The sequence below is a fragment of the Leptolyngbya sp. Heron Island J genome (assembly GCF_000482245.1).
Lineage (GTDB): Bacteria > Cyanobacteriota > Cyanobacteriia > Phormidesmidales > Phormidesmidaceae > Leptothoe.
Genome location: NZ_AWNH01000069.1, coordinates 1 through 26,707, shown reverse-complemented (window position 1 = coordinate 26,707; position 26,707 = coordinate 1). Strand labels below are relative to the sequence as shown.

The following is a 26,707-nucleotide window of genomic DNA, read 5'->3' as shown; positions in this document are numbered from 1 at the left end:
GCTTTCTATTCTAGGCAACGGTTTTGTAGGTCGCCATTGACACTATAGCCGCAGCCCTACCCTGCCAGATAACTAGGCAGCCGGTCATAGCGCATGAGATCGGCCTCCGTCTCTCGCTGCAGTATTAAGGATGCTTGACCGTTTTGAACCAGTACTGCAGCCGGTCGAGGCACACGGTTGTAGTTGGAGGCCATACTGTAGTTGTAGGCACCCGTCGCCGGGATAACAAGAATATCACCGGATGACAGTATCGGTAGCTGAGCATCATGGATAATGACATCGCCCGACTCACAGTGTTTTCCGGCCAAGGTAACGGTTTCACTCAGCGGGGCAGACATTTTGTTAGCCGCTAATACTCGATAGACCGACTGATAGGTGATCGGTCGAGGATTGTCCGACATACCACCATCGACAGCAGCATAAGCGCGAATACCCGGTACGGTCTTTTGGCCACCGACGGTATAGGCCGTGACACAGGCAGTGCCAATGAGGGATCGCCCTGGTTCGCAAATTAATCTGGGTAGAGGTACATTGGCCGCCTGACAGGCGGTGACCATGTGCTCACAGACAACCTGAGCCCAGTCGGTAATACTCGGTGGGTCATCGGTTTCAGTATAACGAATACCTAGGCCACCCCCGACATCGAGTTCGCTGATGGGCAAACCGTAGCGTTTGGCAGTTTCCATCCACTGCACCAATACTCCGGATAGATCACGATGGGGCTGCAGCTCAAAAATCTGAGAGCCAATGTGGGCATGCAGACCAATGCAGTTTAGGGATGGCTGTTGAGCTACGTAGGCAAAGACGGCCTCTAGCTGGTCAGGGTCAAACCCAAATTTGCTATCAATGTGACCGGTCTTGATGTACTCGTGGGTGTGGCATTCGATTCCCGGTGTTAGCCGTAGCAGTATCGTTGCTGGAGTTTCAGAACTGGTCAGGGTGGTCAGGGTTTTAAGTTCATGCCAGTTATCGACCACGATCCGGCAACCTGCCTCTACTCCCTGGTGGAGTTCGCGGTAGGACTTGTTATTACCGTGAAAGTAAATGTTGTTGGGGCTGGCTCCGGCCTTGAGGGCCGTGAGGAGTTCGCCCCCTGAGACGACATCAATGGCCAGACCTTCCTGGGTAGAGATCGCACACACCGCCAAACAGTTCCAAGCCTTTGAGGCATACATCACCAGAGTATCCCCCGGATAATACTGGGCAAAAGCCTGACGATATTGCTGACAGGCCGCCCGCAGAGTCATTTCATCCAAGATATAGAGGGGTGAACCAAACTCATGCAGCAAATCCAGCACATCGCAGCCCCCAACGTCCAGATGGTCATGCTGATTCACTCGAGCGCTCAGAGGCAAAAGCCGCTGATTAGGTGAGGCAGACCCCTCAGTCTCCAAATAACGGAGGCTAGAATTAGCTATTTGATTTGTAGAAGGCAGAGTGGAAACCATAAATACTCGTCAGAGGTCGTCAGCGGGCACAATCGCCCAATCCAGGCTTACAGTGTACAATTCGTCATCGATCACCCTCGGGATTTTCTCAAAAAGTATTGATTTTTTTTGCAGTTCCGGCTCACTCATGGCGACAACAACACCACTAACCTGCCAACTTCTGACCAATGAGCTACTGCCCGCAGTCCTCGATCTCGACCAAATCTGCTTAGGCGGTCTCTGGACCGAAGCCGGCTATCGACGTGAAATTGACAGCCCCAACAGTGATTTACTGGTACTGTTAGCCCATGAGTACGTCATCGGTCTGGGATGTGTATGGGCAATTTTGGACGAAGCCCACATCACCACCTTGGCCATCCATCCTGATTATCATCGGCAGCGCCTAGGGCAACTTTTACTGATTCAGCTATTGCAGCAGGCCCATCAGCGCTCATTAACCCATGCGACCCTGGAAGTCCGGGCCTCTAATCACCGGGCCCTGCAGCTATACCAAAAATTTGGCTTTCGCACAGCAGGACAGCGTAAGCGCTATTACCAAGACGGTGAAAATGCACTGATCCTATGGCGCAGTCAGCTCCAAACCCCGGAATTTCAACACTGCCTGACACATCTGCAACGCGAATGCGCCGTATCCTTCAAGCAAAATCATTACCAATGGCTACCCGATGTAACAATTACTCAGTAATACGTATCAAATGTTCATGGGTGTGATGCTACGGATCAATCACAGGTCAAATTAGCTAGATTCATAGCATTTGCCCCCCTTAGCCAGGTCAAAATCTGGATTAGTGAACTCCGTAGTCATGGGTACCCAATGTAGCTAGCGCGACTAGGGCAAATCTCACCTAACGCCAAGAGTTGGCCTGTCCTTATTCTGTTAAATAGATCTTTTTTGTGGCTAAAGCCATTGCAAGTCGTGAATACCGGCACAGTTTCACCAAAAACGGCTGTGCTAGAATCATGGCAACTCCGCACAAGCCAGGTGATGAAAAGCCGCCATGTTTGAACGCTTTACAGAAAAAGCCATTAAGGTGATCATGCTCGCCCAGGAAGAGGCCCGCCGATTGGGCCACAACTTTGTGGGTACTGAGCAAATCCTTCTCGGTCTCATCGGGGAAGGAACCGGCGTAGCCGCCAAAGTTCTAAAGTCCATGGGGGTAAATCTCAAAGATGCTCGGATCGAGGTCGAAAAGATTATCGGTCGCGGTTCCGGGTTTGTCGCCGTAGAAATTCCCTTCACACCGCGTGCTAAGCGGGTGCTAGAGCTGTCCCTGGAAGAGGCCCGTCAGCTGGGTCACAACTATATTGGTACTGAGCATTTGCTACTTGGCCTAATTCGCGAAGGCGAAGGGGTAGCAGCTCGAGTACTAGAAAATCTTGGTGTTGATCTATCCAAGGTACGCACCCAGGTAATTAGAATGTTGGGTGAAACCGCTGAAGTCTCCACTGGCGGTAGCCAAGGCCGTACCAAAACCCCCACTTTGGACGAATTTGGGTCCAATCTGACCCAGATGGCCTCAGAGGGTAAGTTGGACCCCGTAGTTGGCCGTCAGAAAGAAATTGAGCGCGTTATCCAAATTCTGGGTCGTCGTACCAAGAACAATCCTGTTTTGATTGGTGAACCCGGCGTTGGTAAAACAGCGATCGCAGAAGGACTAGCCCAGCGCATTGCCAATGGCGACGTGCCCGATATCCTCGAAGAGAAGCGGGTCGTCACCCTAGATATCGGACTCCTGGTAGCTGGTACCAAGTATCGTGGTGAATTTGAAGAGCGTCTGAAAAAGATTATGGATGAGATTCGCTCTGCAGCGAATGTCATTCTAGTAATTGACGAGGTCCATACGCTGATCGGTGCGGGTGCAGCGGAAGGGGCCATTGACGCAGCTAATATCCTCAAGCCTGCCTTGGCTCGGGGTGAACTGCAGTGTATTGGTGCAACCACCCTAGATGAGTATCGTAAGCATATCGAGCGGGATGCGGCCCTAGAGCGTCGTTTCCAGCCCGTTATGGTAGGTGAGCCCAGCGTTGAAGAAACCATCGAAATTTTGCACGGTTTGCGGGACCGCTACGAGCAGCACCACAAGCTCAAGATTCTAGACGAATCCTTGGAAGCTGCTGCTAAGCTAGCCGACCGTTATATTTCTGACCGTTTCCTTCCCGATAAAGCCATTGACCTGATTGACGAAGCTGGCTCTCGGGTCCGGTTGATCAACTCCCAGCTGCCACCGGCTGCGAAGGAATTGGATCGTGAGCTGCGTGGCGTGCTTAAGGATAAGGACAATGCCGTACGGTCCCAGGACTTTGATAAGGCTGGGGAACTGCGCGATCGCGAGATGGAAATCAAAGCAGAAATCCGCGCCATTGCCCAAAGCAAGCGCACGGATGACGCCAGCAGCTCTGAATCTCCCGTCGTTACCGAAGAAGACATTGCCCATATCGTGGCATCTTGGACCGGCGTACCAGTGAACAAGCTCACTGAGACTGAGTCTGAGAAGCTCCTCAATATGGAAGATACGCTGCACCAGCGGGTCATCGGTCAAGACGAGGCAGTCAAGGCTATTTCTCGAGCAATTCGTCGAGCCCGTGTGGGTCTCAAGAACCCCAACCGACCCATTGCCAGTTTTGTATTCTCCGGTCCTACTGGTGTCGGTAAGACTGAGCTAACCAAGGCATTAGCCGCTTACTTCTTCGGTTCTGAAGAAGCCATGATTCGCCTTGACATGTCCGAATTTATGGAGCGCCATACAGTTTCTAAACTGATTGGTTCACCTCCGGGCTATGTTGGCTATAGCGAAGGTGGTCAGCTAACTGAAGCAGTACGTCGTCGTCCTTACACTGTTGTCCTCTTTGACGAGATCGAAAAGGCCCATCCCGACGTCTTCAACATGCTGTTGCAGATTTTAGAAGATGGCCGTTTGACCGATGCCAAAGGGCGGACAGTTGACTTTAAGAACACCTTGCTGATTTTGACTTCCAACATCGGTTCGAAGGTGATTGAGAAAGGTGGCGGCGGTCTTGGCTTCGAACTTGAGGAAGACGCAGCCGAGTCCCAATACAACCGCATTCGCTCATTGGTGAACGAAGAGCTCAAGCAGTACTTCCGTCCTGAGTTCTTGAACCGCCTGGATGAGATTATTGTCTTCCGTCAGCTCACCAAGCCTGAGGTCAAGGAAATTTCCGACATCCTGCTCAAGGAAGTCTTTGGACGGTTAACCGAACAGGGAATTAGCCTGGAGGTAACCGATAAATTCAAAGAGCGTCTGGTGGAAGAAGGGTACAATCCCAGCTACGGTGCTCGACCGTTGCGTCGTGCCATTATGCGTCTACTAGAGGACACCTTAGCTGAGGAAATCCTATCTAGTCGCTTGAAGGATGGTGATACCGCTATCGTTGATGTGGATGAGAAAGGCAAGGTCGTGATTGCATCGAAGGAAAAGCGAGAGCTGCTCACCCAAGGTGCTGATTAGGCCAATTATCTAATCCTAATTAAGTTCAAAAATGGCTTTCTGGAGTAGTTCCAGAAAGCCATTTTTAATGGGGTGAACCTGGGTATTTGAACAACAGATATTGCTTAAAATTAGCGACTATGTTAATTATTGTAAACAGGTTTAACGCTTCCTTGCGTCCCACAAGCATCAGCTTTGATAATGGTTCTACCTGCGGTGCTGCAAGGTTGCAATTACCGATGAGTTTCGGTGTAGTTATTACTGAACGTTGCTAGTTCATGATTAGCAACGATGTTGCTGTTTGATTAGGAGCATAGTTAGAGTGCTAGGCAAACTTTTAGGTAAAAAGTCTGGATACTATTTAGAACTGTCCGAAGACGAAATCGCGGCAATTCCTGAACCATCTGCCACACCAGCACCCGCTGCTCCTGCCGCTCCAGAGTCAGCGCCACAACAGCCAGCGGCTGTGCAATCTGAGGCTCAACAGCCAGCTGTGGAAAGTAAGCAGCCTAGCGCAGCGCCTGCGCCCGCTGCATCCATTTCAGATCCTACTGAATTGATTCGTACAGCATTAGCAGCTGCGGCTAATCGACCGCCAGAACCAGAACCAGAACCAGAACCTACTTTTGACTACACGACTCCAGTGGCTAAAGCAAGTCGCCGTCGTCCAGGTCCCAGTATGTCGACCTTTAAGACAATGGCTAAGGATATGCGAAAGACCACTACTGGTTTCTAACTCACTGAATCAATCCTAATGAGCGGGGGATGCAATGATTGCATCCCCCGCTTGCTGTATAAAGCGACTGGGCAACTTTAGCGCTGGGCGTAAGCAGCCATCGGTTCTTTGATAAATCGTATATAGAGGTGCTTAAAGGTGGATTTCATCACCCGAGGCATCCCAAAATCAATGGGCATTAGTGTTTCAGGGAGTTGCCAATTGTCGATGCAAAGTTCAGCAGGAGACTGTAGAACAAACTCAATATCATTGGGACACAACCCAAGACGTTGCGATGCTGCTACTGTCGGGACCTGTGATGGTTCTACCTGCAGCACGTCTACCATAGCGCGGTCTAGGGCATAGACATTCTGCGATGCTCCTAACACACCCAGCTGTTTAGGTTCACCACCACTGGGGCCATTCCCCTCATGGCCAATGATGCCATCCATAATGGTTAGATCTGGGTCAATAGCCTGAGCAGTTTCTACCAGCATTTGCGCAAATCGCTGGCAGTCTTTGCCCGCTTCCATATGCCACCAGGCCTTCATTTTGCCTGGCACACAACCAAAGAGATTTTTAACCCCCAACGTGAGCGTTAGCTGTACATGGGATTTGACCTTGGGCAGGTTGATCACGACATCGGCTTCCATGGCCTCTTTAGACAGCAACAGGTGATCAAAATTGCTAGTTTGCTGGTCTAGCTGATAGCGTTTGCCATGGAGTTCTACGATCGGTAAATTAAGTTTCTGTGCCCATTGCAGCAGACCATTGGCTTTAGCAACACCCTGGGCACTGCCAAAAGCTGGGCTATCTCCTAAAAATGGTTTACCACCAACTTCTTGAACCAGTTTGGCAACGCAGTAAATCAATTCGGATCGGGTAGTGCATTCTTTGGTCGGACGCGCACCTGTAAGTAAATTAGGCTTGAGCAGTACTCGCTGTCCTGGCTTAACGTAGGCTGCCATACCGCCTAGGGGAGCCAGTAGATTGCGAAGCTGCTGTTCGAGCACTTCGACATCGTAGCTCGTGGCTTTAATCAGACTAACGAAAACCATAGAATGCTAAAGAAAGGCAGTATTATCATCATTCATTGTGGGGCTGGAAACTCTAAAGCGCAATAACTGGCTAGAAAAGACCGGCAGCAGGTTGTAGGGTGTCCCCAGGGATAATATTCCTGCTGCAATTGTTGATGATAAAAACGTCATGCTAAGCCTGTGGGCAAAGACAAGTGGTACCTGGATTAATGTGGTACTGGTGCTGTTGGGGACAGCTAGTGGACTGATGGTACGGGGCCGCTTACCTCGGACCATGCAGGAGGTGATTACCCAGGCAGTGGGATTGATCACCATCTTTATCGGCGTGCAGATGGCGCAGCCGTTAACTGAGGTCAATGCAGGTGCGATCGCAGGCGTCATCGTCGGTCTAGTCGCGTTAGTCACTGGCGGTCTGCTCGGCGAATGGTGGCAGATAGAACAGCGGCTGATCGCTATTGGCGATGGACTAAAAGCAAGGTTTGGCGGTAGCGGTCAGTTTACCGAAGGATTTGTTGCCGCTAGTTTGTTATTTTGTATTGGCCCCATGACAATTTTAGGCAGTCTTAACAACGGCCTCAGCGGTGATGGCACCATCTTGGTAATCAAAGGCACAATGGACGGCTTAGTTTCGATTGCCCTGACTGGCAGCTATGGCATTGGTGTCGGCTTTTCCGTATTGCCAGTGGTGATTTACCAGGGAGGCATGTCATTATTAGCAGGGTTGTTAGCCAGTGGTATTGGCGACCCGGCCTCTTCCCCTAGCATTTTGCTTGTGACCGGTGTGGGCGGAGTGATTATTCTGGGCCTGGGCTTAAACTTGTTGAAAGTAACAACAGTTCGAGTCGCGTCGTTTTTACCTGCATTGTTGTTAACACCGTTGCTTTATACACTCTGTAAGGTTTTGAGTAGTTAGCGGCTATACAACAACAGCAGACTGTTGATCGATAATACCAATGAGTACAGAAACTACACCACACAACCCGCATCTTTTTACGAAAGTTGTTAGCCTATAGGTGTACCCCTTTGCATTGACCCCGCCATCATGTTTTTTCCATTTTGTAAGTCCTCTAGCTCTAGTAAATGTACGGCTGATGATTTCGCTAAGTTCTATGCCGACTGTCAAAAAATGAGGCTGCAGTGGCTCAAGACGACTCGCGATCGCATGCAGGTTCATCTAGCGGCCATCAATGCTGCCATTAATGAACTAGAAGGTCAGATTCCTACCGATAGCGAAACCTCTAGCGAGTCAGCCGCCTAGCATCAAGCATCAGGTTGCTATCCTTATGGGTTTAACCAAACCCCTCACAAATCCAAAAAATTTACCCCCCAGCGTTCGTGGTTGGCAATGTTGGGGTAATCAAGGTTCTCGACAAATATGTAGGTTGGGTTGAAACCACACCAACCCCTATGGGTTTAACCTAAACCCTCGCAAACCCAACAATTCCAACCCCCAGCAATACGGCTTAATTTTGAGCGTTGGCGATTGGCAATGTTGGGTTAATCAAGGTTCTCGTTAGATTAGGGAGATATAGGCTGAGTTCAACCCAACCTACGTTTCATGGGCCGAGGCCATTATCCTTTGGGTGGATGTTGTTCTAACACATGTTTCAAATAATGTCCTGTGTAAGAATTTTCCACCTGGGCCACTTCCTCAGGCGTGCCCTCAGCGATAATTTGCCCCCCGCGATCGCCCCCTTCAGGACCCAGGTCAATAATCCAATCACAGCAGCGGATCACATCCAGATTGTGTTCAATCATCACAACAGAATTGCCTTTGTCCACCAAACGCTGCACCACATCTAGCAGTTTGTGGACATCGTAGAAAGACAGACCAGTAGTCGGTTCATCAATCAAATACATGGTCTTGCCTGTGGAACGACGAGCCAGCTCAGATGCTAACTTCATCCGCTGGGCTTCACCTCCGGAGAGCGTCGGGGCTGTTTGTCCTAAACGAATATAGCCCAGACCAACATCCACCATGGTTTGCAATCTCGTGGCCGCCTTGTGGATATTTTCAAAGAATTTTAGGGCTTCTTCAGCCGTCATATTCAGTACATCGGAGATTGTCTTTCCTTTGTACTTCACCTGCAAAGTCTCACGATTGTAGCGTGCTCCTTTGCACACTTCGCATTGTACATACACATCGGGCAAAAAGTTCATAGCAATCACGTTCACACCCTGACCACCACAGGCTTCACAGCGACCGCCCTTCACATTAAAAGAGAATTGCCCACGCTTATAGCCTCGGGCTTTAGCCTCAATTGTTTCTGCAAACAAATCACGGATAACGTCGAACACACCTGTATAGGTCGCCGGATTTGAGCGGGGTGTCCGACCAATGGGCGACTGGTCAATCACAATTGCCTTATCTAAAGCTTTAAGACCTTTAATCGGCTCCATTTGATTCGGTTCCGGCACTTTACTACCAAAGTTATGCTGAAGTGCCGGATAAAGTAGCTCATTAACTAGCGTCGACTTACCGGAGCCAGATACCCCAGTAATACAGACAAACTTACCCAAGGGAATATCAACGTCAATATGCTCCAGGTTGTTGCGATGGGCATTTCGAATTTGTAGCTTGCGATTATTACCAGGTCGCCGTTCAGCTGGTGTATTGATACTCTCTCGACCGGAAAGATAGGCCCCGGTCATGGATTCTTTACTCTTTAATAGAGCCTTTAGATCGCCTTGAACGACAATATCACCGCCATGTACACCAGCCTTGGGGCCAATATCCACAATATAATCAGAGGCTCGAATGGTATCTTCGTCATGCTCTACCACAATGAGAGTGTTGCCTAAGCTCCGCAAACGACTCAACGTCTTTAGCAGGCGCTCGTTATCACGCTGATGTAAACCGATACTGGGTTCGTCGAGAACGTAGAGCACACCCGTCAAGCCAGCACCAATCTGGGTAGCCAGTCGGATACGCTGAGCTTCTCCACCAGACAGTGTCATGGCAGTCCGATCCAGAGTGAGATAGTCTAAACCGACATCCAGTAAAAACGTCAGACGGGCTTTAATCTCCTTGAGCACTAGCTCACCAATAGCCAGCTGTTTTTTACTCAGAAGGGGTTCTCCTCCGTGCTCACCCATTAAATCTTCAATGTTGTACAGACAGTCGCGGATAGAAACACTGGTAAAGTCCAGAATATTGTAGGATCCCATTTTGACCGCCAGAGATTCTGGCCGTAGACGCGCCCCGTTACAGGTTTCACACACCTGATCGATCAGATATTTTTCGAGCTTTTGTTTGTAAAGGTCAGAGGTGCTCTCGCGATACTGGCGGTCAAGGATGGGGAGAACACCGTCATACTTGCGGTGGTAGCCCTTTTTATCACGATAGCGAGAGTCGGTTTCGATGTAGATTTTGTCAGGAGACCCATGGAGAATAATGTCGCGCTGTTCGTCAGTAAGGCTGGACCAGGTGGATTGAATTTCAAACCCGTAGGCCTGGCCAACGCTATAGAGAAGAGAGAAATAGTAGGTATTGTCTTTGTCAGACCAGGGTGCGATCGCAGCATACACTGGCAAACTCGGGTCAGGCACCACCAAGTCTGCCGTAAACCGTCGATGGCTGCCTAAACCATGACAGTCAGGGCAGGCTCCATAGGGCGAATTAAACGAAAATAAACGCGGCGACAGCTCATCCATCACCGCTCCATGTTCGGGGCAAGCAAAATTCTCAGAAAAGACCAACTCCGATGGCAGTTCAGTCCCATAGTCTCCCTCTGGCTCTGCCACCATCGGCAGATCGGCCTTACCCTTACCACCACTTTTTGCATTGATCGGCACCACATCCGCCTTTTTGTGATCAGCGGCTTGTTCTTTTGCCTTGCCACTAGGCAAGATGTCGATAACTGCAATCCCCTCAGCCCGCTTGAGACAGGTAGCTAACGAATCCGCCAGCCGCTCTTGAATATCGTCTTTCTTGACCAGGCGATCCACCACCACTTCAATATCGTGGGTCTTATTTTTAGATAGCTCAATGTTGTCGCTCAGGTCGCGAATTTCACCATCGATCCGGACTCGCACAAATCCTTCTGCTGCTAATCCAGACAACAGTTTGGCATGGGTTCCCTTTTTACCCCGCACCACCGGAGCCAAAATCTGAAACCGGGTGCGGTCAGGTAGGGCCATCACCTGGTCCAGCATTTGGTCAATGGCCTGGGGCGCAATGGAGCGATCGCAATGGGGACAGTGGGGCTGCCCCGCCCGACCATAGAGCAATCGCAGGTAGTCATAGATTTCCGTTACCGTCCCCACCGTAGAACGCGGGTTGTGGGAGGTGGACTTCTGATCAATGGAGATCGCCGGACTCAGTCCCTCAATCGAATCCACATCCGGCTTATCCACCTGTCCCAAAAACTGCCGGGCATAAGCACTCAGGGATTCTACATAGCGACGCTGGCCCTCAGCAAAAATCGTATCAAACGCTAGAGAGGACTTGCCGGAACCCGAAACCCCAGTAAACACAATCATCCGATTGCGGGGCAGGTCCAGATCGATATTCTTGAGGTTGTGCTGACGGGCACCCCGAATGCGGATGAGATCATCGGATAAGTTCGTCAGCTTAGTCGCCTTGCCATTGACCTTGCCGTTACTGGCGGCCTTACCATTACCGCTTGACTTGCGTGTGGCCGATTTAGAAGTCTTTGACTGGGGCATGGGGGCAAATGAGGTTACAGCTCGGGCAGCTAAATCATAACCAGACTGATAAATCAGTACTAGTATGGGATAAACATTTCTTTATGGTAAGTCATAGAGTTTAATCATGCGGTGATGGAGATGGCAAATGGCGGTAAGACGTTACCTGGGACGTCTATCCATAGGGATGGCAATGGTGAGGGATAGGGATTAGCACCAACGGCCAATGGGTGCAAGCTGTAAAGACATTGCCTTGGGCAAGTTCTAGTGAGGCTTTCAGGGTGAGCTAGCAGCGTAGTCCGACGGTTGCGATCGCACTAGGCAAATAAAGCGGCAACTCCGCAGCTAAAATCAGGCAATAAAGGGCTGGTTAGCGCGTCTTGAGCGTAGAGAGTCAGAGCTTTAACCAAGATGCCATCTTCGCGACGGAAGACCTCGATTATTTGCTGTTCGCGATCAAAGATCCAATATTCTTGGACCCCTTCGACCGAATAAAGCTTGAGCTTTGACTTTCTATCTCGCTCCTTATCTTTTTGCGATTTAGACAGGACCTCAATCACCAGTTCCGGTGCTCCTGTTAAATGGCCTGCATCGTCCAGTAGAGCTTCTATGCAATCATTACTAGCCCAGACAACATCTGGAATAACGGCATCACTGGGTGAAAAAATGATCCCTGGAGTCATTACAGGTTCCCCCAGTCCTGACTGGATAGACCAATTCAATAGTTGAGCATGAATTCTGCCTGCAACACTTTGATGTTTCCAATGGGGTGCCCTTGTCACATGCAGATCTCCATCAATAATTTCAAAGCGATCGCTAGTTTCAGGCAACCCCTCTAAATCATCTACCGTCCAACTAACTTTATTGGCGGCTGTCATCGACCCGTCTCCAGAGAATGAGGTACTTCAATCATAAACGCTAGGCACGCAGGGGCGTTCCATGGAACGTTCCTACGGTCACCCTACCCCTCGCTGCCACTTAATCTCAGGCGTGGTTGTCTCTATCAGCACTTGCCCACGAGAAATCACGTAGCTGACAATGGGACGACGGCGGATAGCTTCGTACTGGCTAGTGCAGTCCAACACAATCAGGTTGGCAGGTTTGCCCACCTCTATACCGTAGGAGTCTTGCAGGTTGAGCGTGCGAGCACCGTAACCTGTTGCCATGTCGTAGCAAGCGTCAAGTTCTTTGAGGCCAGTCATTTGGCAAACATGAACAGCCATAGCAACAACATCAAGCATATTGCCAGTGCCAAGACCGTACCAGGGATCTTGGATACAGTCGTTGCCCAGACTGACATTCAGACCAGCTTGCCACAGTTCTTTAACGCGGGTGAGACCACGGCGTTTAGGGTAGGTATCGGTGCGGCCCTGGAGAGTAATGTTAATCAGCGGGTTGGCAATAAAGTTAATCTCAGAACGTTTGAGGAAGCCCATGAGTTTGAAGGCATAGGCATCGTTGTAGGAACCAAAGGCAGTGGTGTGGCTGGCGGTGACTTGTTCTTTTAGGCTCGTTCGCAACGCGCAGGCAGAGACAATTTCGAGAAAGCGGGATTGGTCGTCGTCAATCTCGTCACAGTGGATATCGATCAGGCGGTTGTATTTCTCAGCTAGTTCAAAGATGCGATGGACGGACCTGACCCCGTCTTCGCGGGTGAGTTCGTAGTGGGGAATGCCGCCGACGGCATCAGCTCCTTGTTTGATGGCTTCTTCGATCAAGTCGTTGTTTTTGGGGCCGCCATAAATGCCGTCCTGGGGGAAGGCGACAACTTGGACAGTAATCCAGTCTTTAACGGCGTCGCGGACTTCGAGCAGGCCTTGCAAGGCGGTAAGGCTGGCTTCACTAACGTCGGCGTGGGTGCGGACGAAGAGGGTGCCCTGGCTGGCCATTAGTTTGAGGGCCTCAGTAGCACGGTGTTTGACGTCGTCAAGGGTGAGGGTTTGTTTGCGATCGCGCCAGATTTCGATACCTTCAAACAGGGTACCGCTTTGGTTGTGGCGGGGTTGTCCAGCGGTGAGGGCTGAGTCTAGGTGAATGTGGGATTCGACAAAGGGCGGGCTGACCAGATTGCCTGCGCAGTCGATTTCCGTGGGGGCGGTTATGGCCAGATGGGGTTCAATGGCGATAATGGTTGAGTTTTCAATGGCGATGTCAGCTGGGCCATTGGCAAGGGTACAGTTTCTGAGGATAAGTGTAGGCGTCATGAATCGGACGGAGACAAGTCTGATGGGAGTAATGCAGACATACCTTTAGGCCATCACCCTTTTCCGTGCTTAAACGCACATTGGGTACAGATCTTACGTTCGGCGAGGCAGCATTCCCCCGTCTAAGGGTCAAAATCCAAGACTAATCGCATCCAAGCAACCCTCATTTCCTGAAAGTTAGCTGGTTGAGCGGCGTCGAAACCAGCGCTATTAGAGGTGTTTACTTTCGGCTATCAACTTATCTGTTCTGCAGTAACTCTATGCAACTACATCCAAACTAATCCCTGAGATAGGATATGGCAGCTCTTTTCAGTTTTCTGGCAACATCTAAACCTCTAAAAATCGGTGTAGAAAGTTGCTGCTTTATACTTTTACTATTTTTAAGCTCAGATTCTATAGTCTCTAGCATTTCCAATCGCGACTTGCTAGGAAATTGCCCTTTCTTGCCCAGGGTTATATAAAATTCACATCCATCAGTTCGAAAAAAATCAACCTCCTTAAAAGGAATAAAACCAAGGCAAAAAAGATCGTAAATGATTAATCTAAAAGAATGGGGAACAAAGCACCAAGCATGAAGATCAAAATAAGCATTTTCATGGATAACTGAGTTCATTTTCTGAAGAATATTTTCTGAAGCATGCATAAAGCCATATTTGCCCTCTGCGTGTACATCCCACGCTATTTTCCCTGACCTATGAACAACATTTAAATAATAATCAGCTACCGTTCCTGGAGTGTGATTAGTACGCTTTTGCAAGTGGCTATCTATAACTTTTGAGATGCTACTAATGGGTCTGTAGTGGTCAAAACAATATCTTTTATCTGGTATGGCTAGAGACAAAACTCCGTCATCTTTTAAAATGGCATCGCAATCATTGAGAAAACTAATTAAATCTGGTACATGCTCAATCACATGGGAAGCAATCACCCAGTCATAATATTTAGCTTTGCCAGTAAGTTCTGTATAGCTCTCACCCTTCCAGACAAAATCAACTTCCTCTATTTTATCGAGATTTACTCCATGATTTTTGTACTTTTTGATGAGCTGTTCACGGCTCATATGGTCAATAATATGTACTTTATATCTATTCTTTTTTGAAGCAATAGGATTGTGACTAGGGCCAATTTCAACACCGTAGCCATCTTTGTCTATGTGCCGTAATATTTTCTGTGCTCGATTCATACCCCCTATCCGTCCTACAATGCCTGACATTTATTAGGTCGACTGAAAAATTAATTCTCCTACCGGCATACTATCCTGAGACCAGGCTACGGTCCACATATCAGGCATTAAACCTTGTCCGAACGGTAGTTCGAACAGGCAAAGTCTGACGGGAGCAATGCAGACGTAATCTTGGGCCATCATTCTTTTCCGGGCTCAAACAAACAGTAGACATAAGCTTGCACTTCTCGCTGGCTGAGCGAAGTCGAAGCCACATCCCACCCAGTGCTCCCCTTCGACTCCGCTCAGGAGTCGCTGGCAACCACCTTTGAAGCATCGACTATTATGGTTTCTAAGACCTCTGTTATTGAGATTAATGGCAAAGACAGCCTTAGAACTGAGCCCAGAAGAGTGGAAGCAGTTTTCACTGCCTCAGCGATCTATCACGCCAGAAATTAAGGCACGATGGGAGCAGGCTTGGGAGTTGATTCCTAAATTGGCAAAGTTACTGCGAGAGGAGTATAAGGCTGAGAAGGTTCAGGTTTTTGGTTCGGCTATCAAGCTAGAGTACTTTTCGATGACCTCAGATATTGATCTAGCGGTTTGGGGAATGCCTGCTAATCAGTATTTTTTAGCGGCTACTGCTGCTGCTGAGTTTGATGAGGCGTTTAGTGTGGATGTTGTCGATGTTAAATCCTGTCGTCCTAGCTTACTAGAGGTCATTGAAACAGAAGGCATCAATGCATGACCGGAAACTATCTTCATCTAGCAGACAGAACTTAAAGCCTTAGGCCGATAAGCCATACCATTGCTCTCTCAGCTTTCCTAGTTCTTCATCAAGACCCATATCTAAAGTTAGTTCCAAGGGTGGCTCGATAACTTCACCAGTCAAAGGAATTCTGAGCTTACGAATAGTATTCAAATAATACTTTGCAGCTTGCTGAGTGCGAAAAGACAAGCAGAATTGATATAGTGAATCACACGAAATCATACTTGGCCAGCCTTGTTGATTTATTACTCTATAGTCCAAGAATAAATTCCAAAACCTCCTTAGCTTACGAACCAACAAAAATAAGCAAAAGGTAACTAACCCGGCTACCATTATCCATTCCGTTAAGATTTCCAAAGCACTTTCTATCCATTGCAGAATCCCTTCTGGAATCAGTTGATTAATCAGTTTCATAAAGTAAAAAAACGTCATCATACCTAAAAACCAAAAAGCACAAGCTTCACCAACTCCTACTTTCATACTAAAGATGTGAAAGTAATATTTTTCCTGCGGTTTTTTTCGGGTTATTTTTTTAGGCATGTTGAATAGCCACTTAAAGGAAATAAACCCAAGAGTATCTTTGCCAAAGTCTATTAATTCTTCCCAACCAAAACATAGGAAAAAGCCTGCAAATATCAATAAAAATAACGGAATACCATGCCATAAATCTATATTTCTAGCTAACAATGGTAATAAAAGAGGAATTACAACTAATAAACGAAACCCTACTCTTGATAGAATTATCTCGATTTTTTCTGTTGGCGAAGTATTTATGACTTCTTTATCCCAAAAAATTTCATCTATACCACCGAAAAAAATATAACTCGTGCTAAAAAGGATTAATGTCCAACCGAAAAGATATACTAAATAAAGAGGGACTGTAATCAAATTGTATATCAGAATGCCTAGTATATATAAATTTAGAAAACCTGAATAGATGACATCTGTCCATAATGAATATCTTTGTGATTCAAAGCTATCAACAGTACTAAACAAAAAATCAAGCTCATTAATTTTTTTGATTTTTTCTAAGAATGGAATAGCGCGAATATAACCTCTTATTTGAGTAAGAACAGGTTGAGGCAATTTTGCAATATGCCGACAAGAACCTAAAGCTGTTTCAGATATCCACTTACTATCGGCTAAGAATGCTTCTGATATAGCCGATTGCTGTTTTTCTCCAATCATTAACTGAATGGACTCCACACCAATCTTAGTCACCAGTAGATCTTTATGAATTCTTTTTCCCAGTGGGTCTTTACAAACATTAGGCTCTTCGAAGATTTTAAGTATAAAATCCTCTAATCTATCTTGAATATTTTGCAGTGCTTGAATATCTCCACGGTATGCATCATTGAGAAATCTGAGACAGTGAATGGCAGGACGACTCTTTCCTATATCCCCACTAACAAAGTCCTGACGATATCGACTAATCTGCTCCCAGCAAAAATCTATAACTCTTTGACATTCAAATAACGAGGCAACTCCACAATACATCACTAAGCAATCTCGCCATCTAGAATCTGTTGGGATTGACTCTAAATTCGCAGTCAAGTCTCCTTCTTGGATAGCACTTGCAACAAAGAACTCGGCAAATCGCCTATGTACAAAAGAAAATCGTTGCTGATTATATCCGCCCACACGAGCAATACGACTATATTTTAGTGCCTCGATAATGGCTGATGATTCTGGACAATTTAGATAGCCATCAATGCAAATAACATCAACTTCTAGTCCAGCATTATTATCCTCATACATCTTTTTGGCAATGACATTTGCTGCACTACGCACTTGTTCTGGAGACGTACCATAGCGACGAAGCGTAGAGCGATCGCCTTCTAATCGCGTTGTGATGTAGTGGTCGAACACAATAAACATGTTGTCTGGTAAATTGTTCCCATGACCCGATCTAGCATATTCGGCGATTAACTCAGCCGTAAAAGGGTTTCGCAAAAGTGGTACGAGCTGAGGCCGTTGTCTAAATAAATCTTTGACATATTTGTTTGTATCTATTCCCTTCCCTACAAGCCACTGCTTCATTGCCTTACGAATCTGAGTCTCTTTGAAGGGTTGAATAACAAGCCGAGTACCTTTGACCCCTGCAGGAGCGCGAAAATGCCTTGAAGCAATAACAGCACGGCAAGAGTATATTTCTTGAGTAAAGAACTGATCAAACGCAGCTGATATTTTTCGATGTAAGTCACTTTTATCATCGCAATCTAAAATTGACGGCAACTCATCAAAAGAGTCAACTATAAAGAATAGCCGACCGCTTTTTCTAAAAGGCTCATACCAGGTATCAATAAATGCCCTACCATCTCTTCCAGTCTGGGAATATGCCTTCTCTTTGACAAACTCAACTAACGACTCTGAAGTAACTTCACCAAATTCAAATGCCCATTCACGCAAATTGATATATACGGGCACTACACCCGTTCTCGATGCTTGATCACATAAAACACGAACTAACCGACGAAGAGAAACACTTTTACCAGACCCTGGATCACCTAAAACAACAAAGACTTCGGAACGTCTATCTTGCCGAATAGCTGAGACTAAATCTGGCACCATTCTTGAGCCAAAACGGCCACTCTGCTCAGTTTCTACTTCTGCCTCTAATGGTGTTAAGTCGCGATCACTCCAGTTAACGTCATCATCGTATCTATCTAGAAAACGAATTAGAGGGGTACAATATCGGTCAAGACTGTTCTCATAGTCTTGATTAGATGCCTGCAAAGCTCCATTATTCTCAGGATTTTCCTGAGGCTGGCTTACGTCTACCTGTGACCAAATCTGATTCAAAAGAATTACGCCTGAAGTAATGCAAACTTGAGTTCCAACTACCACCCACACAACTTCTAGATTGGTCTCCAGCTGAAAAGTCTGCGAAAACCACTCAATAAGAAATAAAGTAATTGGATTAGATGGTACGTAGAGTGTTGCAGGTAGACACAGTGCTGCCAAACTGGTCAACTGTACCCGTGTGCGTCCTGAAAAGCGAGGGAAAAATACCCATCGCAAGGTAAAGGCTAATGCTAAAAGAGGTAATGGAGACAACAATCCTCCTATTAGCCCCCATCGAAGTGCCCCAAACAGAGAGGTAATGCTGATCAAAAAGCATAGTCCCATAAATGCCAAAAATCTCTGTCTGGGTGGAAGTATATTACTTTGCATAAGTTCTCAGGAATTTTTCTTTGGGGAATATGCACAAGCTTCACACACTTCAATTGTATGAAGTAAGGTTTGCAATGTAATACGTTCATTAGTGGTGCCAACATGCAAGGTTTCCGTAAATCCAGAGACCTCTATATCCGCATCCGCGCCACCATCGCCGAACTCAAGGAAACCCTCAGAGACATGAATACGCTTACGCCTGAGATCCATACTGAATCAGGATTCACAGAGCTAATCAGCGCCATCGAAAAACGTCTCGAAAGCTAGGTTCGGCTCCGCTCACCTAGCCAAAGCACATAACGCATAAGACAAAGGAAAAACAAGCCCTTACACAGAGTCAATACCCGAGGGGTGAGCGAAGTCGTTCGCGCAGCGTCTCCAAAGGAGATAGCCCGACTCACTCCACCGGCCCCAACTCATCCGGCAACTCCTCAATCGACCATTGCAACACCCGACATAACGCCTTCACCTGCGGCAACGTCAACTTCGCCTCCTTATACCGCCCCGTTTCCCAATTACTGACCGTCTGCACTGACACATCCACTCCAACCGCTACATCCCGCTGCGTCAGTCTCAGCTCTTCACGCCGACGCTTTAAGGCAGATTCTTGAGAAGGCGAAGATTCAGTCATTCGATCAAAGAAAATTATATAAGTCGCTTGTATAATTTTCACGAACGACCTATATTTAAAATTGAGTTCACCAGACAGTTTGTACAGCAAAGCGCCCTGGAAAGGCGTTATTGTTGGCGCTGTCTAGAAATTTGCAAATTCAGTTTCTCATCCCGCGATGCACTTGCGCTACGCATCGCTCAGATTTTTGTGTCAAAAATTCTAATCCCCATGCAAGAATTCATCCCCAACACCGAAACCGAACTCCCGCCAGCCACCAGCACTCCACCCTCTCAACCCACCCGTGAACCCGTGCTGATCACCATTATCGGCTCCACCCCCAGCATGGGCATCATCATCCAAATCCTCCATCGCCTGGGCTTCGCCGAAGCCGGAGCCTGGAGCAAACCCCAAATCGACCCCAAAAGCGGCAAACCCATGCGCGTCCTCAAAAAATGGATTCGTCTTTAAGAACACCAGCCCAGCCCCCGGTTTCCGCCTCAAAAAGCTAGCCGCAGAACCCCGGTTTCTGTGATTGGCAAAAGCTTCAGGATACGAAAAATCAGAAACCGGGGTTCTAGAGCGGCTAAAACTCGACGTTGTCCGGCGTGTGAGGAAACGGAATCACATCGCGAATATTCGTCATGCCCGTCATAAACTACACCAGCCGTTCAAACCCTAAACCAAACCCCGCATGGGGCACTGTCCCATAGCGACGCAGATCCAGATACCACCAGTAATCTTCTTTAGGTAATTCAGCCTCAGCAATGCAGGCTTCCAATACATCTAACCGCTCTTCCCGCTGCGAGTCACCGATAATCTCCCCAATGCGTGGAGCCAACCCATCCATTGCTGCGACAGTTTTGCCACCATCACATGGGAGGCATCTTCTCGATTTGCTAAGGCAAGCCAAACGTCAGTATCAACGATGATCATACCTAGCGCTCAAACTATCTGACAAACGAACTATTAAAATTCCCGCAGCCAGGCACCGGGGAAGGTCCGAATCAGTTGAATTAGATCTTTGCGATTCTACTCAAAGCTATCCACACAAAATGGTAATGAAATCGCCTCCTACACTTTAGCCCATCCAAACCAACTTACAGTTTCTATATGTTCCTGATCGCCAAAGTCCCGGCTTTGCGTAGAAACCAGGCTTCTCTAATAGAGAGATATCCTCTATTGCTGCAAAAATCTCTCTCGACCTGACATGCCTTCCTCAAACAGATCTTGAATCGCGTGCATAAAAGAACGCAAAACAGCAACAACAGACTGAACAAACAATTGCCACGAATGGGCAAACGAGAAATCATGCAAAACATTCATGTTAAGATTGGCAACAGTCTGTACATCCTTGGCCAACATAACTGGTTCAGTCTCTGACAGCTGGCTTTTAAGACTGGCTACTTCAGATTGGGGATCCCTATGGCATATCGCTGTTCTCTCTATAACAATGGGCTCAATGTAAATCGGGATTTTCAAAACGATAGGGATAACTATTTCGCATCCATGGGGATAGCGATCAAAATCTAAGGGGGCACTCATAATCTTTACCCGTTTAACGATATAGCTACATTCCCCCGCCAGGGGGCAGGGGGACAAGAGAACATTATTTATAGCCTTTGTTAAGGCACTCTGGCTTCTTCTCGATTACAACAGGAACGACGTAAACGGGGACCTGCAGTTTGATCGGTGCGCACACCTCACAGGCACGTTTGTAGTACTTGTCATAAGTGGCAGCATCGAGTGTCATAGTTTCAGTTGTTGTAGTCATGTTTATCACCTACCTTCAAAAAAGCCGTTGCTGATTTAAAGCATGAACCGATCCGTTAGAAGTGCCATATATCCGTACCTCTTAGAGGAAATCCATAGTTCGGATCAGCAACGCTTAAAAAATTTGTAATCTGCCAGGAACTGGAGAGTAGTTCAAGGTATTAAGCCAGCATTAGGCTGAGCTCAAATCGGCTTAATACTTCTTCTCTAAACACTTAGGTTCCTTTTCAATCACAATGGGTTCGATATAGATGGGCGTCTTCAGAACAATGGGAACACAGACTTCGCAAGCATGATTGTAATATTTGTCATAGTATGCGTAGTCTTTTACAGCACCATTAGTTGTAGTGCTAGTTGCAACAGTCATGACAAAAACCTCAAATAGTGAATACAAAGATCGTATTTTTCACCTAAGAGAGCCACATCACCCGTGAGGGTAATGTTTTCATTTTCACATTGATGTTATATCGTTTAACTTTTACCCAAAGGCTACAAGTTCAGGCACACTAATACTTTTAGCCAAATTGCTTAACTTAGCTTAAATATCTCTCAATAACAGTTTATATTTGTCGCTCTATTTGGCAACAATTTTCCATGAAAGTCATGAGCTGCCCGACAGCTACCCAGTTTCTAGGCATCCTAATGCCGCCAACATTCTGAATTTGAAAGCAACCGGGTGGCTCGGGCTGGTTCCGGCAACTAAAACTCCACGTTGTCTGGTGTCCGGGGAAACGGAATCACATCACGAATATTCGTCATGCCCGTCATAAACTGCACCAGCCGTTCAAACCCTAGGCCAAACCCCGCATGGGGTACTGTCCCATAACGGCGTAAATCCAGATACCACCAGTAATCTTCTTTAGGTAATCCAGCCTCAGCAATCCGCGCTTCTAACACATCCAATCGCTCTTCCCGCTGGGAACCACCAATAATCTCACCAATGCGCGGAGCCAACACATCCATCGCAGCAACAGTTTTGCCACCATCATTCAGACGCATATAAAACGCCTTAATCTCGGTGGGATAGTCCGTCACGATTACCGGCTTCTTGAAATACTCTTCCGCCAGGTAGCGTTCATGCTCAGACTGCATGTCTAAGCCCCAGGAAACCGGGTATTCAAACGTCTTGTCGCACTTTTCTAATAGCTTGATGGCGTCAGTGTAGGTAATCCGCTCAAACTCATTACTGATGATATTGTCGGCTGTTTCCAATACGGTTTGATCAATCCGCTTGTTGAAGAATTCCATATCATCGGCACAGTCTTCTAAGACTCGCTTGAAGACAAACTTAAGAAACTCTTCTGCCAGGTCCATATTGCCTTCTAGATCGCAGAAGGCCATCTCGGGCTCCATCATCCAAAACTCGGCCAGGTGGCGAGAAGTATTGGAGTTCTCAGCCCGGAAGGTGGGGCCAAAGGTATAGACATTGCTAAAGGCCATGGCCATAATCTCAGCTTCTAGCTGACCACTCACCGTCAAATAGGTGGGCTTGCCAAAAAAGTCTTGGCCATAGTCGACTTTACCGTCATCCCCCTTGGGCAGTTTGTCCAGGTTCATGCTGGTGACGGTAAACATTTCGCCTGCCCCTTCGCAGTCGCTGGCCGTGAGGATAGGCGTGTGAATCCAGAGAAACTCGCGGCTTTGGAAAAATTCGTGGATGGCATTGGCACAGGCATTACGCACCCGGAAAACAGCGCCGAGGGTGTTGGTGCGCGATCGCAAATGCCCCAACCCTCGCAAAAACTCAAACGAATGCCGCTTCTTTTGTAATGGATAGGTTTCCGCATCCGACTCACCCACCACCTCAAGAGTGCTCGCCTGTAGCTCTACCCGCTGCCCTTTACCCGGCGACTCTGCCAGGGTGCCGCTGATCGTGACCGAAGCGCCTGTGGTAATCTGCTTCATCGACTCTTCATAGCCATCCAGGCCCGCATCGACAATCACCTGCAGTCCCGTCATGGACGACCCATCATTAATATCCAAAAAGCTCAGCTTTTTAGAATCACGCTTAGTACGAACCCAACCTTGGATAGTGACAACATCACCAGGGTTGCCAGATTTCAGGATGTGCTTAATACGCTGGGTGGCCATTACCGATATCTATGCCCAAAAATGACTCTATCTAAGGTAACGCAGGCCGCCCCCTTTGCTGACATATATCATCCTCTGCCACCTATTCTGGATGTACAGACATTGCAGGCAACGTCCCTATCCACCAAACCATCCTCGCAAAAACCACCCCAGCACTAGGCCCAACCCGACAAACCGGAGCACCTGCCAAAACGGCTCCTTCAGGTTATTCCAGGACATTAGCTGGTTCTCCAGCGTTGCCTCCAGCGTTTCAATCTGCTTTTGCAAACGGGTGAGCTCAGCTCTGGGTAAATGCCCCTGAGTCAGTTTTGCCTGGACCTCAGCGCGTTGAGAAAACGCTTCACGCACTTCGGTATAGCGTTCGCCCAGGGCTTGAAAATCTTTGGAGGTTTCTTCTAGAGCGATCGCAAAATCAAGAAGGTCTTGCTCAGTCAGAGGCAAAGACGATTTCATAACACAGGTCGGTAGATATAGACTTAAAGTACAGGAGAGGTTCCGAGGAATAAACCCTTATAGGGTTCTATGGCCCACGGCAGAACAGGTAGCACCCACCATTCTAGATTCTGATCAAACCAACCATGAGCAAGACAACGCTATCCGACCAGCAACCCATCGATCTACAAACAGCAGAGCCATTAGCACTAGCCCAAGCCCTGGCGAACCAACTAGCCATTGGCCCGATGGATTGGCATCGGCTAAATTCGGATCGTCGCATACGGGCCAAAGAACAGGTGGCCGCCGCTCTAGTTTATTTGCTCAACGATAGCCCCGAAGAAGCCCTACCCCGATTAGAGCAAGCCGTTGGTTGGCTCAACCGCAGCATTAAAGCCCCCCCTTGTCCTACCCACGGGGAGCGTAAATAAGCTCGACGCCATCCCCCACCTGCCCGGCTAACATCTTGGCAGCACTACCGCTATTGATGGCAATTTCAACGTAGCCATGGCTGCCAATTAGCGCCAGCAAAGCCCCTGGTTGCGTGTCGCCATAGGTCATGTAGGACGGAGCCAGATCACAACCAACTCGAACATTCCAGGGTTGCTTGGCCAGGATCTCCCCTGGAATAGTCGTTATTAAGTTGCCAAAGTGATCAATATATTGAATGCTGCCGCGATAACCTCGATCGGTTGCGATCGCATCACTAATCGGCAGACTCACCAAGTCAGTCACCAATAATCGCTTACCCAGCTGATCCATAGACACCCCATTTGCCAAGTGAGCAGCGACGGATGCAAAAATATCGCGACCATGGAAAGTATGACTCGGCTGAGGGACACGCCAATAGTTAGCATTCGTCAGCGCTACCGCAGCCACGACAGGAAAACCCGTGAGGATACCATTGTCCGGAGCCACAATCATCTGCTGTCCAGTCGGCAAAGTCATCTGCACCACAACAGCAGTCCGCTGTGTACCCACTCCTGGATCAACCACCACCACATGTATCGTCCCTTCAGGAAAATATTGATAGCTCGTCAACAAATTAAACCGAGCCGCTAAGATAGCCTGAGGTTGAATCCCATGACATAAATCGATCACCCGACTTTGAGGACTGATACCAGCTATCACCCCCTTGATCACACCGACATAGCTATCTTTGTGACCAAAGTCCGTTAACAATGTGATCACGCCCATAGGGCTCTGCCCCCCCAAAGTGATACGTTTTTCCCAATGAGTAACTCCTTATCACACTGTGTAGACGCCTTAGCACTCAATGCCATTGAGCGTCACATCTTTATATGCGCTGACCAGACCAAACCCAAATGCTGTGATAAGGCCAGCAGTATTGATAGCTGGAACTATCTCAAAAAAAGATTGAAAGAATTGCAGTTAGACAAGCCTACTGAGCAACGACCTAACTGTATCTTTCGCACCAAAGCGAACTGTCTACAGGTCTGTCAACAAGGCCCCATTTTAGTCATCTACCCTGACGGTGTTTGGTACCACAGCGTCACCCCAGAAGTCATAGAACGCATTATTCAGGAGCATCTGCTCAACAATCAGGTAGTCGAAGATTACGCCTTCCTTAAAAAACCGCTACCAGCTGCAAATTAGTACCACCCAATCCGTGATTCTATTGATTGATTGGGAACAATTGATTTGAACTTCAGGGTCAAGCAGTTGGTACCAGAGCACTCGCTGCATCCTACCCAACAAACAGCAAAGTTTAATTATGTACAACCTTGCTATAAATTTAACTGGGCTTAATAAAATAACCCTGATTGACTATAGTCCGTACAGTATCATCAACAGAGGTATATACAAGCAAATAACTGGGCTACAAGCCCTAACGCACTTCCATGCCAGACAATAACTGGCAATAATCTAATACGTTTTGAACCTATTTCCTCGCATTTTATTCCCATAAACTTCGAGTAACACAAGTACACGGCATGAAAGAAACTACAGCTGGCGATCAAAAGAAGCTTTTACTAATAGATGATGATCCGAACCTCATCCTATTAGTAAGAGATTACCTAGAGTTTCGCGGTTATCAAGTCGTCACAGCAGGCAACGGTCGCGAAGCCCTTGATGTGTTGGGTGGCCTCGTCCCCGATATGATCATCTGCGATGTGATGATGCCTGAAATGGACGGCTACGCTTTTGTTGAAAAAGTTCGCCAGGACCCAGGCAAAAGCTGGATTCCCATTTTATTCTTATCCGCCAAGGGACAAAGTCAAGATCGCGTTAAGGGTCTAACAACCGGCGCAGATGTCTATATGGTAAAGCCATTTGAGCCAGAAGAGCTAGTAGCTCAGGTAGAATCTTCCCTCAAACAGGCATCTCGTCTGATTCATCACCAGACCAAATCTGGCAGTGGCGCTCCTACGATTCAGGTACCTTTTGATGTGGAACTCACCCCCACAGAACTGAAGGTGGTACAGTTTGTAGCCCGAGGCATGGCCAATCGCGAAATTGCGGAAGAACTGAAAGTCAGCCAGCGCACAATCGAAAGCCACGTCAGCAATATGCTAGGTAAAACCGGCCTCCACAACCGTACTGAGCTTGCTCGCTGGGCCATGGAAAACAACAAGGCTTAGCACTGCCATTAATATATGCAAGACAGGGCAAGGTTATTTGCCGTGGACCGTCCCTGTCTTGCGTCATCAGACGGAACTTTGATCACTGTTTGTTTAAAGGTACAAACTTCGCTATAATGCTAGAGCTTCGCTGGTGTAGCTCAGTTGGTAGAGCAGCTGATTTGTAATCAGCCGGTCGTCCGTTCGAGTCGGATCACCAGCTTTTTTTATGAAAGCCCTATCTGTAAAGGGTTTTAGCGTTCTATATTTTGGTCAGATCTAAAATTTTAGTGGCTACTTTTACTTGATTTTCGAAATAAATTAAGCGCTAAAAACCCATTGATACCAGAGGTTTCAGTGGGATTAATGCAGAAACTAGCACAGACATTAGTACAGATATAAATCTTACAAAGGGATTTAGCCATTAGAGCTGTTGCGAAATAGATAGACAAAATGGCTCAAGTCCTTTCGTGTCAATGGATTTGGGTTTTGTAACGCAAAATAGCCTGCAACCTTTATCTGACAAAGGTTGCAGGTCTGTCAGATCCTTATATCGCAACAAGTCTATTGTATTTACTCCAGATAAGCATCATTTGACCGGTTGATCTAAAGTCAGC

Annotated in this window: 25 protein-coding genes and 1 tRNA gene; 12 read left to right on the top strand and 14 right to left on the bottom strand. The window is 47.6% G+C overall.

Translation table 11 applies throughout. The annotated features are described in order from the left end of the window. Nucleotides 1-56: 56 nt before the first annotated feature. Nucleotides 57-1,448 (bottom strand): diaminopimelate decarboxylase, encoded by a 1,392-nt coding sequence (gene lysA, locus N836_RS58460; protein WP_023074121.1) that lies wholly within the window; start codon nucleotides 1,446-1,448, stop codon nucleotides 57-59. 127 nt (nucleotides 1,449-1,575) lie between these two features. Between lysA and rimI the strand changes: the two genes are divergently transcribed. The 3 genes from rimI to N836_RS58445 all read left to right on the top strand — a co-directional run bounded on the left by rimI (nucleotide 1,576) and on the right by N836_RS58445 (nucleotide 5,630). Next, nucleotides 1,576-2,133 (top strand): ribosomal protein S18-alanine N-acetyltransferase, encoded by a 558-nt coding sequence (gene rimI, locus N836_RS58455; protein ID WP_023074119.1) that lies wholly within the window; start codon nucleotides 1,576-1,578, stop codon nucleotides 2,131-2,133. Between the two features lie 313 nt (nucleotides 2,134-2,446). Further along, the gene (locus N836_RS58450; protein WP_023074118.1) at nucleotides 2,447-4,915 is read left to right on the top strand and encodes an ATP-dependent Clp protease ATP-binding subunit; all 2,469 of its coding nucleotides are present in this window, start codon (nucleotides 2,447-2,449) and stop codon (nucleotides 4,913-4,915) included. A 301-nt stretch (nucleotides 4,916-5,216) separates the two neighbouring features. Continuing rightward, a complete protein-coding gene (locus N836_RS58445) occupies nucleotides 5,217-5,630 on the top strand; it encodes a hypothetical protein (RefSeq protein ID WP_023074117.1) in 414 nt (137 codons plus the stop codon). 77 nt (nucleotides 5,631-5,707) lie between these two features. On the opposite strand, the gene N836_RS58440 is transcribed toward N836_RS58445, so the two are convergent. Beyond that, nucleotides 5,708-6,667 (bottom strand): DUF362 domain-containing protein, encoded by a 960-nt coding sequence (locus tag N836_RS58440; RefSeq protein WP_023074116.1) that lies wholly within the window; start codon nucleotides 6,665-6,667, stop codon nucleotides 5,708-5,710. 148 nt (nucleotides 6,668-6,815) lie between these two features. Here N836_RS58440 and N836_RS58435 point away from each other — a divergent pair, with 148 nt between their 5' ends. Both N836_RS58435 and N836_RS77105 read left to right on the top strand, forming a co-directional pair. Further along, nucleotides 6,816-7,559: a DUF554 domain-containing protein gene (locus N836_RS58435; protein ID WP_023074115.1), complete on the top strand. Its 744-nt coding sequence runs from the start codon at nucleotides 6,816-6,818 to the stop codon at nucleotides 7,557-7,559. Nucleotides 7,560-7,688: 129 nt separating this feature from the next. Continuing rightward, nucleotides 7,689-7,904, top strand: a complete 216-nt coding sequence (locus tag N836_RS77105) for a hypothetical protein (protein WP_023074114.1) — start codon at nucleotides 7,689-7,691, stop codon at nucleotides 7,902-7,904. Between the two features lie 314 nt (nucleotides 7,905-8,218). Here N836_RS77105 and uvrA read toward each other — a convergent pair whose 3' ends face one another. From uvrA to N836_RS58410, 4 genes are all read right to left on the bottom strand, one after another. Continuing rightward, nucleotides 8,219-11,314 carry an excinuclease ABC subunit UvrA gene (uvrA, locus tag N836_RS58425; RefSeq protein WP_023074113.1) on the bottom strand — a complete coding sequence of 1,032 codons (3,096 nt, stop codon included), beginning with the start codon at nucleotides 11,312-11,314 and terminating at the stop codon, nucleotides 8,219-8,221. Nucleotides 11,315-11,610: 296 nt separating this feature from the next. Continuing rightward, nucleotides 11,611-12,171, bottom strand: a complete 561-nt coding sequence (locus N836_RS58420) for a Uma2 family endonuclease (RefSeq protein ID WP_023074112.1) — start codon at nucleotides 12,169-12,171, stop codon at nucleotides 11,611-11,613. Nucleotides 12,172-12,249: 78 nt separating this feature from the next. After that, nucleotides 12,250-13,497: a cytosine deaminase gene (codA, locus tag N836_RS58415; protein ID WP_023074111.1), complete on the bottom strand. Its 1,248-nt coding sequence runs from the start codon at nucleotides 13,495-13,497 to the stop codon at nucleotides 12,250-12,252. A gap of 277 nt (nucleotides 13,498-13,774) precedes the next feature. Continuing rightward, entirely contained in the window at nucleotides 13,775-14,680 is a 906-nt protein-coding gene (locus tag N836_RS58410) for a class I SAM-dependent methyltransferase (protein ID WP_031293305.1), read from the bottom strand. Nucleotides 14,681-15,035: 355 nt separating this feature from the next. Between N836_RS58410 and N836_RS58405 the strand changes: the two genes are divergently transcribed. Beyond that, complete coding sequence (locus tag N836_RS58405) at nucleotides 15,036-15,407, top strand: nucleotidyltransferase family protein (protein ID WP_023074109.1); 372 nt, start codon at nucleotides 15,036-15,038, stop codon at nucleotides 15,405-15,407. Nucleotides 15,408-15,446: 39 nt separating this feature from the next. Here the strand turns inward: N836_RS58405 and N836_RS58400 are convergent, their stop codons facing one another. Further along, nucleotides 15,447-18,392: an NACHT domain-containing protein gene (locus N836_RS58400; RefSeq protein WP_161634995.1), complete on the bottom strand. Its 2,946-nt coding sequence runs from the start codon at nucleotides 18,390-18,392 to the stop codon at nucleotides 15,447-15,449. A 312-nt stretch (nucleotides 18,393-18,704) separates the two neighbouring features. Here N836_RS58400 and N836_RS76620 point away from each other — a divergent pair, with 312 nt between their 5' ends. After that, complete coding sequence (locus tag N836_RS76620; protein ID WP_023074107.1) at nucleotides 18,705-18,869, top strand: hypothetical protein; 165 nt, start codon at nucleotides 18,705-18,707, stop codon at nucleotides 18,867-18,869. A gap of 130 nt (nucleotides 18,870-18,999) precedes the next feature. Here N836_RS76620 and N836_RS58395 read toward each other — a convergent pair whose 3' ends face one another. Next, entirely contained in the window at nucleotides 19,000-19,233 is a 234-nt protein-coding gene (locus N836_RS58395) for a helix-turn-helix transcriptional regulator (RefSeq protein ID WP_031293303.1), read from the bottom strand. Nucleotides 19,234-19,443: 210 nt separating this feature from the next. Between N836_RS58395 and N836_RS0138620 the strand changes: the two genes are divergently transcribed. After that, nucleotides 19,444-19,683 (top strand): hypothetical protein, encoded by a 240-nt coding sequence (locus tag N836_RS0138620; RefSeq protein ID WP_031293302.1) that lies wholly within the window; start codon nucleotides 19,444-19,446, stop codon nucleotides 19,681-19,683. A gap of 187 nt (nucleotides 19,684-19,870) precedes the next feature. On the opposite strand, the gene N836_RS58390 is transcribed toward N836_RS0138620, so the two are convergent. The 5 genes from N836_RS58390 to N836_RS58375 form a co-directional block, all read right to left on the bottom strand. Next, nucleotides 19,871-20,062 carry an amino acid--tRNA ligase-related protein gene (locus N836_RS58390; RefSeq protein ID WP_023074104.1) on the bottom strand — a complete coding sequence of 64 codons (192 nt, stop codon included), beginning with the start codon at nucleotides 20,060-20,062 and terminating at the stop codon, nucleotides 19,871-19,873. 329 nt (nucleotides 20,063-20,391) lie between these two features. Continuing rightward, nucleotides 20,392-20,757 carry a hypothetical protein gene (locus tag N836_RS77100; RefSeq protein WP_023074103.1) on the bottom strand — a complete coding sequence of 122 codons (366 nt, stop codon included), beginning with the start codon at nucleotides 20,755-20,757 and terminating at the stop codon, nucleotides 20,392-20,394. 421 nt (nucleotides 20,758-21,178) lie between these two features. Then, nucleotides 21,179-21,352 carry a hypothetical protein gene (locus N836_RS77095; RefSeq protein WP_023074101.1) on the bottom strand — a complete coding sequence of 58 codons (174 nt, stop codon included), beginning with the start codon at nucleotides 21,350-21,352 and terminating at the stop codon, nucleotides 21,179-21,181. A 332-nt stretch (nucleotides 21,353-21,684) separates the two neighbouring features. Further along, nucleotides 21,685-23,076 (bottom strand): asparagine--tRNA ligase, encoded by a 1,392-nt coding sequence (asnS, locus tag N836_RS58380; RefSeq protein ID WP_023074100.1) that lies wholly within the window; start codon nucleotides 23,074-23,076, stop codon nucleotides 21,685-21,687. A 117-nt stretch (nucleotides 23,077-23,193) separates the two neighbouring features. Beyond that, complete coding sequence (locus N836_RS58375; protein ID WP_023074099.1) at nucleotides 23,194-23,529, bottom strand: hypothetical protein; 336 nt, start codon at nucleotides 23,527-23,529, stop codon at nucleotides 23,194-23,196. Nucleotides 23,530-23,654: 125 nt separating this feature from the next. Here N836_RS58375 and N836_RS58370 point away from each other — a divergent pair, with 125 nt between their 5' ends. Further along, nucleotides 23,655-23,939, top strand: coding sequence for a DUF6439 family protein (locus N836_RS58370; protein WP_023074098.1), 285 nt, complete (start codon nucleotides 23,655-23,657; stop codon nucleotides 23,937-23,939). Here N836_RS58370 and N836_RS58365 read toward each other — a convergent pair. Further along, on the bottom strand, nucleotides 23,917-24,705 hold the full coding sequence (locus N836_RS58365; protein WP_023074097.1) for an SAM hydrolase/SAM-dependent halogenase family protein: 789 nt from the start codon (nucleotides 24,703-24,705) through the stop codon (nucleotides 23,917-23,919). The genes N836_RS58370 and N836_RS58365 overlap by 23 nt on opposite strands. A gap of 36 nt (nucleotides 24,706-24,741) precedes the next feature. Here N836_RS58365 and N836_RS58360 point away from each other — a divergent pair, with 36 nt between their 5' ends. The 3 genes from N836_RS58360 to N836_RS58350 all read left to right on the top strand — a co-directional run bounded on the left by N836_RS58360 (nucleotide 24,742) and on the right by N836_RS58350 (nucleotide 26,313). Next, nucleotides 24,742-25,125, top strand: a complete 384-nt coding sequence (locus tag N836_RS58360) for a (2Fe-2S) ferredoxin domain-containing protein (protein ID WP_023074096.1) — start codon at nucleotides 24,742-24,744, stop codon at nucleotides 25,123-25,125. A gap of 338 nt (nucleotides 25,126-25,463) precedes the next feature. Then, nucleotides 25,464-26,111, top strand: coding sequence for a response regulator transcription factor (locus tag N836_RS58355; RefSeq protein WP_023074095.1), 648 nt, complete (start codon nucleotides 25,464-25,466; stop codon nucleotides 26,109-26,111). 129 nt (nucleotides 26,112-26,240) lie between these two features. After that, nucleotides 26,241-26,313 (top strand) — tRNA-Thr (locus N836_RS58350). Nucleotides 26,314-26,707: the final 394 nt, after the last annotated feature.

Coding starts and splice junctions, on each gene's coding strand:
- lysA (WP_023074121.1), bottom strand. CDS start 1,448: ATGGTTTCCACTCTGCCTTCTACAAATCAAATAGCTAATTCTAGCCTC.
- rimI (WP_023074119.1), top strand. CDS start 1,576: ATGGCGACAACAACACCACTAACCTGCCAACTTCTGACCAATGAGCTA.
- N836_RS58450 (WP_023074118.1), top strand. CDS start 2,447: ATGTTTGAACGCTTTACAGAAAAAGCCATTAAGGTGATCATGCTCGCC.
- N836_RS58440 (WP_023074116.1), bottom strand. CDS start 6,667: ATGGTTTTCGTTAGTCTGATTAAAGCCACGAGCTACGATGTCGAAGTG.
- N836_RS58435 (WP_023074115.1), top strand. CDS start 6,816: ATGCTAAGCCTGTGGGCAAAGACAAGTGGTACCTGGATTAATGTGGTA.
- N836_RS77105 (WP_023074114.1), top strand. CDS start 7,689: ATGTTTTTTCCATTTTGTAAGTCCTCTAGCTCTAGTAAATGTACGGCT.
- uvrA (WP_023074113.1), bottom strand. CDS start 11,314: ATGCCCCAGTCAAAGACTTCTAAATCGGCCACACGCAAGTCAAGCGGT.
- N836_RS58420 (WP_023074112.1), bottom strand. CDS start 12,171: ATGACAGCCGCCAATAAAGTTAGTTGGACGGTAGATGATTTAGAGGGG.
- codA (WP_023074111.1), bottom strand. CDS start 13,497: ATGACGCCTACACTTATCCTCAGAAACTGTACCCTTGCCAATGGCCCA.
- N836_RS58410 (WP_031293305.1), bottom strand. CDS start 14,680: ATGAATCGAGCACAGAAAATATTACGGCACATAGACAAAGATGGCTAC.
- N836_RS58405 (WP_023074109.1), top strand. CDS start 15,036: ATGGCAAAGACAGCCTTAGAACTGAGCCCAGAAGAGTGGAAGCAGTTT.
- N836_RS76620 (WP_023074107.1), top strand. CDS start 18,705: ATGCAAGGTTTCCGTAAATCCAGAGACCTCTATATCCGCATCCGCGCC.
- N836_RS58395 (WP_031293303.1), bottom strand. CDS start 19,233: ATGACTGAATCTTCGCCTTCTCAAGAATCTGCCTTAAAGCGTCGGCGT.
- N836_RS0138620 (WP_031293302.1), top strand. CDS start 19,444: ATGCAAGAATTCATCCCCAACACCGAAACCGAACTCCCGCCAGCCACC.
- N836_RS58390 (WP_023074104.1), bottom strand. CDS start 20,062: ATGGATGGGTTGGCTCCACGCATTGGGGAGATTATCGGTGACTCGCAG.
- N836_RS77100 (WP_023074103.1), bottom strand. CDS start 20,757: ATGAGTGCCCCCTTAGATTTTGATCGCTATCCCCATGGATGCGAAATA.
- N836_RS77095 (WP_023074101.1), bottom strand. CDS start 21,352: ATGACTGTTGCAACTAGCACTACAACTAATGGTGCTGTAAAAGACTAC.
- asnS (WP_023074100.1), bottom strand. CDS start 23,076: ATGGCCACCCAGCGTATTAAGCACATCCTGAAATCTGGCAACCCTGGT.
- N836_RS58375 (WP_023074099.1), bottom strand. CDS start 23,529: ATGAAATCGTCTTTGCCTCTGACTGAGCAAGACCTTCTTGATTTTGCG.
- N836_RS58370 (WP_023074098.1), top strand. CDS start 23,655: ATGAGCAAGACAACGCTATCCGACCAGCAACCCATCGATCTACAAACA.
- N836_RS58365 (WP_023074097.1), bottom strand. CDS start 24,705: ATGGGCGTGATCACATTGTTAACGGACTTTGGTCACAAAGATAGCTAT.
- N836_RS58360 (WP_023074096.1), top strand. CDS start 24,742: ATGAGTAACTCCTTATCACACTGTGTAGACGCCTTAGCACTCAATGCC.
- N836_RS58355 (WP_023074095.1), top strand. CDS start 25,464: ATGAAAGAAACTACAGCTGGCGATCAAAAGAAGCTTTTACTAATAGAT.